This window comes from Lentzea sp. NBRC 105346 (assembly GCF_030269605.1).
GTDB lineage: Bacteria > Actinomycetota > Actinomycetes > Mycobacteriales > Pseudonocardiaceae > Lentzea.
This window is the reverse complement of record NZ_BSTQ01000002.1, coordinates 637,997-651,868: the sequence shown is the minus strand read 5'-3', so window position 1 is coordinate 651,868 and position 13,872 is coordinate 637,997. Positions and strand designations below refer to the sequence as shown.

Sequence of the window (13,872 nt, the reverse complement as noted above, 5' to 3'; positions counted from 1 at the left end):
GGATGTTGAAGAGGAATTCTGTGCTGCTCGGTGGCGTCGCTGTCGCGCTGGCACTCGCCTTTCCGCAGAGCGCGTTCGCCGCGGGTCCCGGGATCTCCGTGACCCCGTCGACCGGGCTGGTGGACGGGGCCGAGGTCACCGCGACGGTCAGCGGCTTCACCGCTGGGGGAACGGTGCAGGTGTCGGAGTGTGCGATCCCGTCGAACGGCGTGATCGTCTGCGACAGGTCGCAGGTCAAGACGATCACCGCGGACGCGTCGGGTGGCGGCTCGACCACGCTGGTCGCGCACAAGGCGTTCGACGGGTACACGCTCGACGGCGCCCACTGGGGTGCGGTCGACTGCGTGACGGTGGCGGGCGGCTGCGTGATCGGCGCGGTGGACCAGCCGGTCACCGTGCACGTGGCGGCTCGGATCTCGTTCCAGTGATATGACGCGGTGAGGTGTGCCCGGCCGGGCACACCTCACAGTGCTTTCCTACTGGGCGTCCGGGCGCTTGTGGTACTTGTCCACGTACTCCTGGCCGGACAGCTCCAGGATCCGGTACATGATCTCGTCGGTCACCGAGCGGCGGATGGCGGGCGAGGCGTCCTGGCCCTCGTAGCGGGAGAAGTCCATCGGCTCGCCGAACCGCACGGTGATCTTCGCCAGGCGCGGGATGCGGGCGCCGTTGGGCTGCAGCTTCTCGGTTCCGTGCAGGGCTACCGGAACGACCTTCGCCTGCGTCGCCAGGGCGAGCGCGGCGACGCCGGTGTGCCCGCGGTGCAGCCGGCCGTCCAGCGAACGCGTGCCCTCGGGGTAGATCGCGAACACGCCGCCCGCGTCGAGGACCTTGCGGGCCGCCTCGAGCGCGGCGAGCCCGGCCTGGGCGTTGCCGCGTTCGACCGGCACGTAGCCGAGTCCACCGAGGAACCCCGCCATCAGCCGTCCCTTGAAGCCCTTGCCGACGAAGTACTCGGCCTTGCCCAGGAACTTCACCTGCCGCGGCGTGGCGAACGTGATGGCGCCGGTGTCGAGCGCGGCGCGGTGGTTCGAGGCCAGCAGCACCGGACCCTCGGCCGGGATGTTCTCGACTCCGTGGATCTGTGGACGGTAGATCCAGCGGACCAGTGGGCCCAGCCCGAACCGGACGAACTTCGCGATCAAGGACTTCCTCCTGCTGCCGCCGCGCCGGAGTCGGCCGACATCCCCCTGGAGGACAATACAACGCCTGCTTTCCGGCCAGCGAGTACCAGGATGACGAGCGCGATCGCGCCGAAAACCGCGTTGCCCGCCAGGTCGACCGCGGGTGACCCACCGGACTCGGGCTGTACCGGGAACGACACCCACACGTAGGTCAGGACCGCTCCGGCGGCGAGCGCGAACACGTGCCGCTGCCCCCACCCGTCACGCCCCGACCACCCGATCACCAGCGGCACGCCGACCGCCACGAGCAGGCACCACACCGCGACGCCGACCCACTCGTACCACCCGGCCGTGACCAGGTTCGCCGGTCCCCAGTACAGGCTGGTGCCCAGGAACGCGACGACGCCGGCGAGCAGCGGGTGCGGTGCTTTGCCGGGCACCGCGGGCAGCGGCCGGACGCGGAACGCCAGCGCGATCAGCGCCGCGATCACGACCGTGATGCCGATCAGCTGCGCGGGCTTCGCGAGGAAGTGCGACTCCAGGTAGTTGCCGAGGAACACCAGGGTCGCGGTGCTCGTGTAGATCAGCGCGACGACCGTGAGTCCGATCTTCCCCAGCCACGGCGTGGTCCGCCGGGCGGGGACGAACGTCTCCACGATCGCGATCGGCACGCAGATGCTCCACACGGTGTGCAGCGCGAGCACGGCCTGCGTGAGCTCGACGCTCATGCCGAGCGCTGGGATGTACGAGTCGCCGGTCAGCAGGTTGTGGCCCGCGTACGAGTCGTTCCACAGCAGCTGGTCGACCGGGCCTTCCTCGATCAACGCGTACGCCGCCGCGAGCAGGACCATGGCCGGCCAGCCGCCCGCTCGGCGGCCCAGCTCGCGGACCAGCAGGGCGCCGCCGCCGTAGAACGGGATCAGGATCACGCCGAGCCACAGCTCGTCGACCCGCATGTTGCCGAGCAGGAACTCGCCGACGAACGGTGCCAGCAGAAACAGGCCGATGACCGGTGCCCCCATGCGCCCATTGTCGGTAAAGGAGGGAGGCTTCGGCTGCCTTCCTTGGTATAGCGGGGTTTCCTCCTTTAGTGCCGGCGAACATGACGATCGAAAACTCCGATGTACCCGAACGTAAGAGCGTTGTTCAGAAGTGGATCACCAGCCTTGGCGGTAGTGCTCGAAGGTGGTGACGATGCGGATGCCTGTGTTCCAGACGGTGGTTGTCGGGGGTGTGGCCGGGGTGGCCGGGTCGTTTGCGGCGGGGCCGGATCACCGGTGTGCCTTGGCAGCCCAGGTCGTTGGGGTGGCCTCGGGTAACGGTGGGGTGTGCGGGCACAGCACCTGCCCGATCAGGAGCAGGTAGCGGCGAGCAACACTGATCGGTACAGGCCCAACACTGGGGGCCGTCCGGGCCGGTGGTGATGGGCGGATCAGGTGGATCCGCGCGACCGGCTCCTCGATTTCGTCGTGATCAAGTCCGGTCGTAGACGCGGAGCGCAACGGCCCTGCCTGGCTGATCGTGTTCTGTGGAAAGAAAACGATCTTAGCCGGCCAGGGCCGTTGCGCTGTCCGTCAAGATCACTTCTGAGTAGCGCTCTCACATTCACCAGCGCCCCGACCTACGCAAGAGCGCGGCAGCGAGCGTCAGGTCCTGGAGGGCGAACCCGGAGCTGTCGAACACCGTGACGTCCTGTGGTGATCGACGGCCTTCGGCCTCGCCCGCGAGCACGGCCCCGAGCGCGACCGGAGTCTTGCTCGCGTGCTGGAACTCGCCGATGGTCACGGACTGGTCCGGCAGGTCGCAGAACAGCGACGCGCGGGCGAACAACTCGGGCGGCAGCTCCTGTTTGCCGGGACCGTCCGCGCCCATCGCGGAGATGTGCGTGCCCGGCGCGACCCACGCGCTGTCGAACAGGGGCTCGCGCGCGGTCGTGGCGGTCACGATCACGTCCGCGGCGGACACTGCGTCCTGCGCCGACGCGGGTTCGGCGGGCAGACCCGTGTGCGCGGTGACCTGCTCGGCGAACGTCCGCGCGGCGTCGGGACGGCGGCCGGCGACCAGGACGCGGTCGATCGGCCGCACCCTCGTCACCGCCCGTACCTCGTACAACGCCTGGTGCCCGGTGCCGAACACGGTCAGCGTGCGGGCGTCGGGCCGCGCGAGGGTGTCGACGGCGAGCGCGTCGGCCGCGGCGGTGCGGTAGGCGTTGGCGGTCGCCGCCTCGACCACCGCGGCCAGGCGGCCCGTGTCCGGGTCGAGCAGCACGATGGTGGAGCTGTGCCGCGGGACATCGGAGTTGCCGGGCCAATAGCTGCCGATCTTGACACCGGCGAGGCCGTCGGCCGAGCCCGACTTCAGCGTGAACCGGTTGTGCGGCACCGCAGCGTGCCCGATCACGACCGGGAAGACGGTGCCGGCCGCCAGGAAGGCCTCGCGCGCGGCGGCCAGCGCCAGGTCCTCGTCGACCAGGGCCGCCGACTCGGACTCGGTGATCAGGATGGTCACTGCTGTTCTCCTCGACGGACGCGGTCGTAGACCACGGCGATCTCGCCCGCGTCACCGATCTCCTGGTGGCTGACCTGCCACTTCGACCCCGGCAGACCGTCCTCGAACAACCGCTCGCCGCCGCCCGCGATCTCCGGGCAGATGATCAGGTACAGCCGGTCGAGCAGGTCCGCCGCGAGGAGCGCCTTGATCACGCTGGCGCTGGTGTTGACGAGGATGTCCCCGGTTCCGACGGCCTTGAGCTCGGTGATGACGTCCGCGGCGGGCGCGTTCACGATGCGCGTGCGTTCCCACGGCGCCTCGGTCAGCGTGGTGGAGAGGACCACCTTCTCCGTGTCCACCAACCACTTCGCGTACCCGCGGTCGCGCGGGTCGGCGTTGTCGTCCACGGCCACCGACGGCCAGAACCCGAGGAACCCCTCGGCGTTGCGCCGGCCGAGCACGGCTGTTGTCGCGTTCTCCCAGATCCGGTTCATCTGGTTGCGCGCGGTCTCGGTGATCGCGTACGGGACGATCGCGCCCAGGTCACCGGGCCCGCCCGGACCGTTGTAGCGGCCGTCTAGGGTGATGCTGATGTTCGCGGTGACCTTGCGGCTCATGACTTGGCTCCCCTGGTGATGGTGTTGACGAGGTTGTCGAGGACCTGGCCCCAGCCTGTCGCGATTCCGGCGACGTAGGGGAGGGCTTCGGTGGTCGTTTCTGTTATGCGCAAATCAACTCGCAGCCGTGTTCCGGCCGGGACCGCGTCGAGCCTCACGTCGTAGTGGCCGGTGAACGCGTCCATTACGGACAGGTCGAACGCGAGGTGCTCGGGTTCCTCGGCGGTGTGGACCCGTCCTTCGGACCGGTACCGCCCCTCGGCGTCGCGATACTCCAGAACCGCGCGGCCACCGGGTTCCAGCACGCACTCGGTGACCGTCATCGACGACGGCGCCCACCAGGACGCGAGCAGCTCCGGTTCCAGCCAGTGCCGCCAGACGACCTCCAGTGACGCGGCGATCTCGCGCTCGAACGAGAAGGTGCGCCCATCGGCCCACCCTTCGCGGTCCGCGGTCTCCGCTTCGATCGCGGCGCGGTAGCGCTCGATGACGTCCCGCTCGTCCGCGCGCACGCTCTCGACCAGCTCGTGCAACCGGCGTTCGAACGCCGTCAGCGGTTCGCTCTCCAGTGCGTAGACCCGCCGTTGCCCCAGCGGGAACACCGTGACGAGCCCCGCGCGGGCCAGCGTCTGCAGGTGCTTGGTGGTCTGCGGCTGCCGCAACCCGGTCAGCTCGGCCAGCTCGCCGACAGACCGGGGGCGCTCGGCGAGCAGTTCGACGATGCGCCACCGCGCTCCGTCTCCCAGTGCTGCTGCGATCTGCTCCATGGCCAGAAGTATTCACCGTACAGAATAGTCGTGTCAAGGAATATCTTCGAGACCGGCGTAAGCTGCGGTTTCTCGACACTGGGAGGGGTTGCGATGGCCACGCACGTGCTGAACAACGGCGTCACCTACGACGTGAACGGCGAGGGCGCGCCGCTGTTCATGATCGGCCAGCCGATGACCGCCGAAGGCTTCACGACGCTGGCGTCGTACTTCGGCGATCGCATGGTCATCACCTACGACCCGCGCGGCCTCGGCCGCAGCACCCGCGACGACGGCCGCGTCGACAACTCGCCGGTGGTGCAGGCCTCCGACGTACACGCCGTCATCGAAGCCGTGGGCGCCGGCCCGGTCGAGATGTTCGCCAGCAGCGGCGGCGCGGTCACCGCACTCGCGCTCGTCGCGGCCCACCCCGGCGACGTCACCACCCTCGTCGCGCACGAACCGCCGCTCATCCGGGTGCTGCCCGACGCCGCGGCCGCCGAGCGTGCGCGCAACGGCTTCATGGACGCCTACCAGTCCAAGGGATGGGGCGCCGGCATGGCCGCGTTCATCGCGATGACCTCGTGGCACGGCGAGTTCACCGACGAGTACTTCGCCCAGCCCCCGGCCGACCCCGCCCAGTTCGGCATGCCGGCCGAGGACGACGGCAAACGCGACGACCCGCTGCTGTCGGACCGCTCCCTGGCCATCACCGACTATCAGCCCGACGTCGACGCGCTGCTCGCGGCACCCACTCGCATCGTGATCGCCGTGGGGGAGGAGTCCGCGGGCACCTTCACCGGGCGAACTTCGGTCGCGATGGCCGAACTGCTCGGGCAGGAAGCGACCGTGTTTCCCGGCCACCACGGCGGTTTCCTCGGCGGCGAGCACGGTTACGCCGGTCAGCCCGAGGCGTTCGCTGCCAAGCTTCGCGAGGTGCTCGCCGGGTAGGTTTGCGGTAGTCGATCAATCGGGGGAACGATGACCGCTCGCCGCACTCTGCTCAAAACGTTCGCACTGCTGCCGCTGGCGGGGTGCGCCGCCACACCTGGCGCACCGCCCACCTCCACACCTGAGCGGCACGACAAGCTGTTCGAAATCGAGCGGAAGTTCGACGCGCGACTGGGCGTCTTCGCGGTGGCGACCGGCTCCGGTGCGAGCATCGCGCACCGGGCGGACGAGCGGTTCGCGTTCTGCTCGACGTTCAAGGGGCTCGCGACGGCGGCGGTCCTGCACCGCAACCCCATGTCCCATCTGGACACCGTCGTCCGCTACACCGAGGCGGACCTGATGAAGAGCTCCAAGATCACCGGCCAGAACCTCGCCACGGGCATGACGATCCGCGCCCTGTGCGACGCCGCGGTCCGCTTCAGTGACGGCACGGCGGGCAACCTGCTGCTGCGCGACATCGGCGGTCCGGCCGAGCTGACGGCGTACCTGCGCGGCCTCGGCGACACGGAGACCCGGATGGACCGGGTCGAGCCCGCCATCGTGGAGGCGACGCCCGGCGACCCGCGCGACACGACCACGCCGCGGGCGATCGGCACCAGCTACCAGCGGATCGTCCTCGGCGACGCCCTGCCCGCGGACAAGCGTGACTTTCTCCGTGACCTGATGGAGCGCAACGTCACCGGGGCCAAGCGCATCAGGGCGGGCGTGCCGCAGGGCTGGCGGATCGCCGACAAGACCGGCACCGGGGACTACGGGACGCTCAACGACATCGGCTTCGTGTGGCCGCCGGACTCGGCGCCGCTGCTCGTCGCGATCATGTCGAGCAAGTCGGCCGCGGATGCGAAGTACGACGAGGGTGTCATTGCCGAGGCGGCCGCGTATGTCGTGGAAACCCTGACGTGACAACGTCAGGCGAGCACGGAACGCGGCCACTGCGCGCATCTACGTCCGGGTGTGCGGCACGGTCAATGGTGCTGACGGGCCACGAGTAGATGATCGTGAGGGGCCAGTGCCGGACTTCTGCGTTACGGCAGTCAGCGCGAGGGCAAGATCGTCATTGTCGCCGAGGCCGAGAATGTCGCCGGCAGCTTCGGCAAGGACACCCTCGACGCCGTCGCTGCTCACCTGCCCAGAATCTGAGCAGAGTCAGGCGACCACGCGGGCCTGCCGGGGGTCGGCTCCGGCCTCGAGTAGCGCGGCCACGGGAAGGGTCGCCGCGCCCACGGCGACGGCGTCCGGCCCGAGTTGGCCGAGCTCGATCCGGGTTTGGCCGTACGGGTGCCGCAGGGCGTGCGCGGAGGTAGCGGCCACGATCCGGTCCAGCTCCCGCGCACCCAGCGCCAGCCCGGCCCACCCGCCGAGCACGATCCGCTCCGGGTTGAACAGGTTCACCAGGTTCGCGATGCCCGCACCGAGGTAGCCGACGGTCTCGGCAACGATCTCAAGAGCGATCGGCGAATCCGAATCCAGCAGTGAGTCCACACTGGACTGTTCGTCGGAACCGGGAACGTCGTGTCCCAAGGCTTCCCGGTACCGGTCGAGCATCCCCTCGGCACCCGCGTAGGCCTCCAGGCAGCCGCGCGAACCGCAGCGGCACGGTCGTCCGTTGTAGACGATCGTGGTGTGCCCCCACTCGCCCCCGCGGTAGAGGGTGCCATCGGTGACGACGGCCGCGCCGACACCGGAACCTATCAGCGCTATCACCACATGCGAAGCCCCGCGGCCCGCACCGAACCACATCTCCGCCTGACCCTGGGTCTTCGCGCCGTTCTCGATGAACAGCGGAGCCGTGATCCCGGCGGCACGGATCATGTCCGCCAACGGGACGGCGTCCCACCCGATGGTCTGGGCGTGCACGACGGAGCCCTGCTCGACCGTGCCCGGCACGCCGATGCCCACGCCCAGCACGTTGTCCAACGCACCGTCGACGACATCGCGCACCGAGGAAGCGATCAGAGCGCTGACCGCCAGCGGGTCGCCCGGTGCGATCGCGTGCTCCACGGTGGCCAGCGTGGTCATGGCCAGGTCGAACAGTTCGACCTTGATGCCGGTCTCGCCCACGTCGACGCCGATCACCCGGCCGAAGTCCGGGTTGATGCGCAGCAGCACGCGCGGGCGGCCGCCGTCCGACTCGACCGAGCCCGCCTCGGCGAGCAGGCCCTCGTCCAGCAGTTCGGCGGTGATGGTGCTGGCGGTGGCGGGGCTCAGGCCGGTCGCAGCGCTGAGCTCCTGCCTGCTCAGCGGCCCGTCGAAGAATAGCGCGGACAACAGGACCGACCGGTTCTGCCGGCGGAGGTGCCGCACGGTCGCACGTTTCGCTGGCATGGCGGGAAGCTTAGTTCGAGTCTAAAAATAAGCCTAAGTTCGTGACCTGTTCGTTATTGACGTGACGACGGTCACCGCTGTTGACTCACCGCCAACTCGAGGGCGCCTCACCCTGTCCCCCAAGGAGACCCCATGCGACTCAGGCGAACGTCCGCCGTCGTCGTCGCTGTAGCCGTGGTGTTCACCGGCGCGTGTTCGGCCTCGAACTCGAGCACCGCGGGCGGTTCCGCGGGTGTGCTCAACGTCGGCATGCCCAACGGTCCCCAGACCGAGAACAACAACCCGTTCCTCAACTCGTCGGCCGCGTCGTCGCTGGGCTACCGGCGGTTGATCTTCGAACCGCTGGCGATGGTCAACGAGATCAAGGTGACCGACGCGCCGAAGCCCTGGCTCGCCACGAAGTTCGACTGGTCGGACAACTACCGCAAGCTGACGCTCACGATCCGCGACGGCGTGACGTGGTCGGACGGCAAGCCGCTGACCGCCGAGGACGTGGCGTTCACGTTCGAGCTGCTGAAGAAGAACGCGGGCCTGAACATCGAGGGCGTGCAGTACGGCGACATCGCGGCGGCCGGCAACCAGGTCACGCTCGGCTTCGCGAAGTCGCAGTTCGTCAACCAGAAGAAGATCCTCGAACAGTTCGTCGTGCCCAAGCACGTCTGGTCGGCCATCGCGAACCCGACGACCGAGACGGTGAAGAACCCCGTCGGGAGCGGCCCGTACGTGCTGAAGTCCTTCACGCCGCAGGCGGTAACGCTCACCGTGAGGGACTCGTACTGGCAGGAACTGCCCAAGGTCAAGGAGTTCCGCTACACCTCGTTCAGCGACAACAACGCGCAGACCACGGCGCTCGCGACCGGTGCGGCCGAGTGGAGCTTCGTGTTCATCCCGAACCACCAGGCCGTCTACACCAGCAAGGACCCGAAGAACCACAAGCTGTGGTTCCCGCCGGTGCTCGGCGTGCACGGCCTGTGGTTCAACACCAAGTCGAAGCCGTGGGACGACCCGGCGCTGCGGCGCGCGGCGAACATGGTGGTCAACCGCGACGACATCTTCACCCAGGGCGAGGCCGGCTACTTCTACCCGAAGGTCGACAACATCACCGGCATCCCCACGCCCGCCGGTGACTCGTTCATCGCCCCGCAGTACAAGGACAAGAAGGTCACCGTCGACGTCGAGGGCGCCAAGAAGCTGCTCACCGGCGCCGGGTACAGCTACGACGGCACCACGTTGAAGGGCAAGGATGGTCAGCCGGTCGCCATCACGCTGACCGTGCCGTCCGGGTGGTCCGACTACGTCACCGACCTGGAGATCATCAAGGACAACCTCTCCAAGATCGGCGTCACCGCGACGGTCAACCTGCAGAACGCCGACTCGTGGACCAAGGCCCTGGACACCGGCGACTTCCAGGCCGCGATGCACTGGACCAACAACGGCGCCACGCTGTACGACATCTATCAGTCCATCATGGACGGTGCGTTGTACAAGCCGCTCGGCACCGGCGGCATCAACGGCAACTACGGCCGGTACGAGAACGCCGCCGCCACCAAGGCGCTGGACGAGTTCGCCAACGCCGCGGACGAGACGACCCGCACGAACGCGTTGCACGAGCTGCAGCGGATCTTCGTCGAGGACATGCCGGTGATCATCACCTCGGCGGCCAACGGCGGTGGCCAGTACAGCACCAAGAACTGGGTGGGCTGGCCGGACGAGCAGAACCCGTACGCCCCGGCGCAGCCGACCCTGGAGAACGCGCTGGACATCGTGATGCACCTGAAGCCCGCCGCATGATGACGGACAGCAGGCCGTCGGCCCCCGTTCTGGAGGCCGACGGTCTCACCAAGCACTTCCCGGTCCGGCGCTTCGGGGCAGCCCGCGCGGTGCGCGCGGTGGAGGACGTGTCGATCAGGCTGCGCCAGGGCAGCGTGACCGCGCTGGTCGGCGAGTCGGGGTCCGGCAAGTCGACGGTCGCACGGCTGCTCGCGCGGTTGCACCCGCCGACCTCGGGCACGATCCGGCTGCACGGCGAACCGGTGTCCGGCAAGCGGTTCCGGGCGTACAGCAAGCGGGTCCAGATGATCTTCCAGGACCCGTTCGCGTCGCTGAACCCGGTGCACACCATCCGATATCACCTCACCAGGGCGTTGAAGATCCACGGCAACCAGGGCGAGGACCTGAACCGTTCGCTGGCGGAACTGCTGCGCAAGGTCCAGCTCAACGAGCAGTACCTGGACAAGTTCCCGCACGAGCTGTCCGGCGGTCAGCGGCAACGTGTGGCGATCGCCCGCGCGTTGGGCGCGGACCCCGAGGTGCTGCTGGCCGACGAGCCGGTGTCCATGCTGGACGTCTCGATCCGGCTCGGGGTGCTGAACCTGTTGCGCGACCTCAAGGAACGGCTGCAGCTGGCGATCCTCTACATCACCCACGACATCGCCTCGGCGCGCTACTTCGCCGACGAGACGATCGTGATGTACGCCGGCCAGGTCGTCGAGGGCGGTGACAGCGAGACCGTCACGCAGGAACCCGCGCACCCGTACACGCAGCTGCTGATCGAGTCGGCGCCGGACCCGGACCGGCCCGCGGTGGCCGAGAAGGACGGCGGGTTCGGCGAACCCCCGAGCCTGATCGACCCGCCGCCGGGCTGCCGGTTCCACCCGCGTTGCCCGTTCGCGATGGACGTCTGCCGGGCGGAGGTGCCGCCGCGGTTCGAACTGGGCGGCGGTCACTTCGCGGCCTGCTGGCTGTACCGGGAGGAGACGTGAGCTTCCTCCTCAAGCGGTTCGCCTTCTACCTGGTCACGGCGTGGGCGGCGGTCACGATCAACTTCCTGGTGCCGCGGTTGATCCCGGGCGACCCGGTGCAGGCGCTGATCACCAAGCAGCGTGGCCAGATGACGACCGAGGCCGTCCGGTCGCTGTACGTCCTTTTCGGACTCGACAAGAACGAGAGTCTGGCCGAACAGTACGTGCACTACCTCGGTCAGCTGCTGCGCGGCGACCTCGGTCTGTCGTTCACGTTCTTCCCGAGCCCGGTCGCGGACGTGATCGGCACCGGCCTGCCGTGGACCGTCGGCCTGGTCGGCATCACCACCGTGATCGGTTTCGCGATCGGCACCGCGGCGGGCACCGTCGCCGGGTGGCGGCGCGGCTCGTGGGCGGACGCGCTGATCCCGATCACGACGTTCCTGTCGTCGATCCCGTACTTCTGGCTCGGTCTGGTGGCGATCGCATTGCTCACCGGGCCGGCGAGCTTCTTCCCGGCCGGCGGCGCCTACGAGACCGGCCTGGTTCCGGGCTGGGACTGGGAGTTCGTCGGCAGCGTGCTGCGGCACAGCCTGCTGCCCGCGGTGACGATCCTCATCTCGTCGGTCAGCGGCTGGATCCTCAGCATGCGCAACATGATGGTGACGGTCTCCTCCGAGGATTACGTGACCGTCGCGCACGCCAAGGGGTTGAGCGAGCGGCGGGTCATGGTGGCCTACGCCGCACGCAACGCGCTGCTGCCCAACGTGTCCGGCTTCGCGCTCGCCCTCGGGTTCATCGTCGGCGGCACCCTGCTGGTGGAGATCGTGTTCTCCTACCCCGGACTTGGGCTGCAGTTGTTCCAGGCCGTGGGCGCCAAGGACTACCCGTTGATGCAGGGGATCTTCCTGATCATCACGTTGTCCGTGCTGCTGGCGAACCTGCTGGCCGACGTCGCCTACCTGGCGCTGGACCCGCGCACGCGGCGGGAGGGCTGATGCGATCCAATCCCAAGGCGCTCACGGGACTCCTGCTGCTGGGGGTGTTCGTGGTGCTCGCGGTGGCCGGTCCGTGGCTGGCGCCGTTCGACCCGTCGCAGCGCAGCAGTGACCTGCTGCTGCCGCCGTCGTCCGCGCATTGGTTCGGCACCACGCACCTCGGTCAGGACATCTTCAGCCAGGTGCTGGTCGGCACCCGCAGCGTCGTGTTCGTCGGGGCGGTGGCGGGGGTCGTGGCGACCGTGCTGTCGGTGCTGGTCGGCGTCACGTCCGGCTACCTCAGCGGGTCGGCGGGGGAGGGGCTTTCCGCGCTGTCGAACGTTTTCCTGGTGATCCCGGCGCTGCCGTTGATCATCATCATCACGTCCTCGCTGCCGCAGACGAGCAACCTGACGATCGCGCTGACCATCGGGCTGACGTCGTGGGCGTGGAACGCGCGGGTGCTGCGCGCCCAGACGTTGTCGCTGCGCCGGCGCGACTACGTGGAGGCGGCGCGGGCGACCGGCGAGTCGACGTGGCGGATCATCGTCTTCGAGATCCTGCCGAACCTCACGGCCGTGATCGCGTCCGGGTTCGTCGGCACCGTGCTCTTCGCCGTCGTCTCGGAGATCACGCTGGCGTTCATCGGGGTGTCGGACGCGGGCGGCTGGAACTGGGGCACGGTCCTGTACTGGGCGCAGAGCCAGCAGGCGCTCGCGCAGGGCGCGTGGTGGTGGTTCGTCCCGGCGGGGCTGGCGATCGCGGTCCTCGGGACCGCCCTGTCGCTGGTCAACTTCGGCATCGACGAGTACGTCAACCCGCGCCTGCGCGGCCGCACGTCCGCGCGCGGTGTGCGCATGCGCGTCGGCTTCACTCCAGTGCTGTCCGAGGAGGCGTCGTGAGCGACCGGGTGCTGGAGATCCGCGGCCTCACCGTCCAATACGGACTCGGCGCCGACGCCGTGCAGGCCGTGCGGGACGTGACGCTCACGTTGCACCGGGGCGAGGTGCTCGGGCTGGCGGGGGAGAGCGGCAGCGGCAAGTCGACGCTGGCCTACGGCATGACCCGGCTGCTGCCACCGCCCGGCGTGGTGCGCGGCGGCGAGGTGCTGTTCCACACCGACGACGGCGAGACCGTGGACGTGCTGCGGATGCGCGACGCCGAGCTGCGCCGGTTCCGGTGGGCCGAGGTCGCCCTGGTCTTCCAGGGCGCCATGAACTCCCTCAACCCGGTGCAGCGGGTCTCCACGCAGCTGATGGACGTGATCAAGGCGCACGCCCCGCGTTCCTCGGCGATGTCGAGAAAAGCGCGGGCCCGCGAACTGCTCGCGCTGGTGAACATCTCGGCCGACCGGCTGGACAGCTACCCGCACCAGCTGTCCGGCGGCATGCGCCAGCGCGTGATGATCGCGATGGCGCTCGCGCTCGAACCCCGCGTGGTGATCATGGACGAGCCGACGACCGCGCTGGACGTGGTGGTGCAGCGGCAGATCCTCAGCACACTGGCCGAGCTGCGTGAACGGCTCGGCTTCTCGGTCGTGTTCATCACCCACGACCTGTCGCTGCTCGCCGAGTTCGCCGACCGGATCGCGATCATGTACGGCGGACGGGTGGTGGAGGAGGCCGCGTCGGCGGACCTCTACCGCACGCCGCTGCACCCGTACAGCGACGGTCTGCTCCGGTCGTTCCCCGCGCTCAAGGGACCGCGCCGTGAGCTGAGCGGCATCCCCGGCTCACCGCCGGACCTGCGCGCGATGCCCGCCGGGTGCGCGTTCCACCCGCGTTGCCCGCGCGCGATGGATCGATGCGGTGACCACTCCCCGGAACTGGGCGTCCCGACCGGCCACGCCGGCGACGACCGCACCGTCGCCTGCTGGCTGCATCCAGTCGTGTGAACAGGAG

14 protein-coding genes are annotated in these 13,872 nt (G+C 69.0%); 8 read left to right on the top strand and 6 right to left on the bottom strand.

What is annotated here, in order from left to right:
* The first annotated feature begins 5 nt into the window (after positions 1-5).
* Entirely contained in the window at positions 6-428 is a 423-nt protein-coding gene (locus QSK35_RS06830; protein WP_285743345.1) for an enediyne antibiotic chromoprotein, read from the top strand.
* Positions 429-476: 48 nt separating this feature from the next.
* Here QSK35_RS06830 and QSK35_RS06825 read toward each other — a convergent pair whose 3' ends face one another.
* From QSK35_RS06825 to QSK35_RS06805, 5 genes are all read right to left on the bottom strand, one after another.
* The gene (locus tag QSK35_RS06825; RefSeq protein WP_285743338.1) at positions 477-1,145 is read right to left on the bottom strand and encodes a lysophospholipid acyltransferase family protein; all 669 of its coding nucleotides are present in this window, start codon (positions 1,143-1,145) and stop codon (positions 477-479) included.
* Positions 1,142-2,146: an AF_0692 family protein gene (locus tag QSK35_RS06820; protein ID WP_285743336.1), complete on the bottom strand. Its 1,005-nt coding sequence runs from the start codon at positions 2,144-2,146 to the stop codon at positions 1,142-1,144. Before QSK35_RS06820 ends, QSK35_RS06825 begins: the two co-directional genes overlap by 4 nt.
* 583 nt (positions 2,147-2,729) lie before the next feature.
* Positions 2,730-3,632 (bottom strand): ornithine cyclodeaminase family protein, encoded by a 903-nt coding sequence (locus tag QSK35_RS06815; RefSeq protein WP_285743334.1) that lies wholly within the window; start codon positions 3,630-3,632, stop codon positions 2,730-2,732.
* Positions 3,629-4,231, bottom strand: coding sequence for a dihydrofolate reductase family protein (locus QSK35_RS06810; protein ID WP_285743332.1), 603 nt, complete (start codon positions 4,229-4,231; stop codon positions 3,629-3,631). The genes QSK35_RS06815 and QSK35_RS06810 overlap by 4 nt, the downstream gene beginning before the upstream one ends.
* The gene (locus QSK35_RS06805) at positions 4,228-4,998 is read right to left on the bottom strand and encodes a metalloregulator ArsR/SmtB family transcription factor (RefSeq protein ID WP_285743331.1); all 771 of its coding nucleotides are present in this window, start codon (positions 4,996-4,998) and stop codon (positions 4,228-4,230) included. The genes QSK35_RS06810 and QSK35_RS06805 overlap by 4 nt, the downstream gene beginning before the upstream one ends.
* A gap of 93 nt (positions 4,999-5,091) precedes the next feature.
* On the opposite strand from QSK35_RS06805, the gene QSK35_RS06800 reads away from it, so the two are divergent.
* Both QSK35_RS06800 and bla read left to right on the top strand, forming a co-directional pair.
* Complete coding sequence (locus QSK35_RS06800; RefSeq protein WP_285743330.1) at positions 5,092-5,928, top strand: alpha/beta fold hydrolase; 837 nt, start codon at positions 5,092-5,094, stop codon at positions 5,926-5,928.
* Between the two features lie 30 nt (positions 5,929-5,958).
* Positions 5,959-6,831 carry a class A beta-lactamase gene (gene bla, locus QSK35_RS06795; protein WP_285743329.1) on the top strand — a complete coding sequence of 291 codons (873 nt, stop codon included), beginning with the start codon at positions 5,959-5,961 and terminating at the stop codon, positions 6,829-6,831.
* Positions 6,832-7,074: 243 nt separating this feature from the next.
* Here the strand turns inward: bla and QSK35_RS06790 are convergent, their stop codons facing one another.
* Entirely contained in the window at positions 7,075-8,253 is a 1,179-nt protein-coding gene (locus QSK35_RS06790) for an ROK family transcriptional regulator (RefSeq protein ID WP_285743327.1), read from the bottom strand.
* Between the two features lie 132 nt (positions 8,254-8,385).
* Here QSK35_RS06790 and QSK35_RS06785 point away from each other — a divergent pair, with 132 nt between their 5' ends.
* Genes QSK35_RS06785 through QSK35_RS06765 form a run of 5 tightly spaced genes read left to right on the top strand, consistent with a single transcriptional unit; the run spans position 8,386 to position 13,865 of the window.
* A complete protein-coding gene (locus tag QSK35_RS06785; RefSeq protein ID WP_285743325.1) occupies positions 8,386-10,044 on the top strand; it encodes an ABC transporter substrate-binding protein in 1,659 nt (552 codons plus the stop codon).
* On the top strand, positions 10,041-11,015 hold the full coding sequence (locus QSK35_RS06780) for an ABC transporter ATP-binding protein (RefSeq protein WP_285743322.1): 975 nt from the start codon (positions 10,041-10,043) through the stop codon (positions 11,013-11,015). Before QSK35_RS06785 ends, QSK35_RS06780 begins: the two co-directional genes overlap by 4 nt.
* Complete coding sequence (locus QSK35_RS06775) at positions 11,012-11,992, top strand: ABC transporter permease (RefSeq protein WP_285743320.1); 981 nt, start codon at positions 11,012-11,014, stop codon at positions 11,990-11,992. The genes QSK35_RS06780 and QSK35_RS06775 overlap by 4 nt, the downstream gene beginning before the upstream one ends.
* The gene (locus QSK35_RS06770) at positions 11,992-12,873 is read left to right on the top strand and encodes an ABC transporter permease (protein ID WP_285743318.1); all 882 of its coding nucleotides are present in this window, start codon (positions 11,992-11,994) and stop codon (positions 12,871-12,873) included. The genes QSK35_RS06775 and QSK35_RS06770 overlap by 1 nt, the downstream gene beginning before the upstream one ends.
* Positions 12,870-13,865, top strand: coding sequence for an ABC transporter ATP-binding protein (locus tag QSK35_RS06765; RefSeq protein ID WP_285743316.1), 996 nt, complete (start codon positions 12,870-12,872; stop codon positions 13,863-13,865). Before QSK35_RS06770 ends, QSK35_RS06765 begins: the two co-directional genes overlap by 4 nt.
* Positions 13,866-13,872: the final 7 nt, after the last annotated feature.

What these genes read in the sequence shown, in the direction of transcription:
- QSK35_RS06820 (WP_285743336.1), bottom strand. Translation starts at nt 2,146, where the DNA reads ATGGGGGCACCGGTCATCGGCCTGTTTCTGCTGGCACCGTTCGTCGGC.
- QSK35_RS06810 (WP_285743332.1), bottom strand. Translation starts at nt 4,231, where the DNA reads ATGAGCCGCAAGGTCACCGCGAACATCAGCATCACCCTAGACGGCCGC.
- QSK35_RS06805 (WP_285743331.1), bottom strand. Translation starts at nt 4,998, where the DNA reads ATGGAGCAGATCGCAGCAGCACTGGGAGACGGAGCGCGGTGGCGCATC.
- QSK35_RS06800 (WP_285743330.1), top strand. Translation starts at nt 5,092, where the DNA reads ATGGCCACGCACGTGCTGAACAACGGCGTCACCTACGACGTGAACGGC.
- bla (WP_285743329.1), top strand. Translation starts at nt 5,959, where the DNA reads ATGACCGCTCGCCGCACTCTGCTCAAAACGTTCGCACTGCTGCCGCTG.
- QSK35_RS06790 (WP_285743327.1), bottom strand. Translation starts at nt 8,253, where the DNA reads ATGCCAGCGAAACGTGCGACCGTGCGGCACCTCCGCCGGCAGAACCGG.
- QSK35_RS06785 (WP_285743325.1), top strand. Translation starts at nt 8,386, where the DNA reads ATGCGACTCAGGCGAACGTCCGCCGTCGTCGTCGCTGTAGCCGTGGTG.
- QSK35_RS06780 (WP_285743322.1), top strand. Translation starts at nt 10,041, where the DNA reads ATGATGACGGACAGCAGGCCGTCGGCCCCCGTTCTGGAGGCCGACGGT.
- QSK35_RS06770 (WP_285743318.1), top strand. Translation starts at nt 11,992, where the DNA reads ATGCGATCCAATCCCAAGGCGCTCACGGGACTCCTGCTGCTGGGGGTG.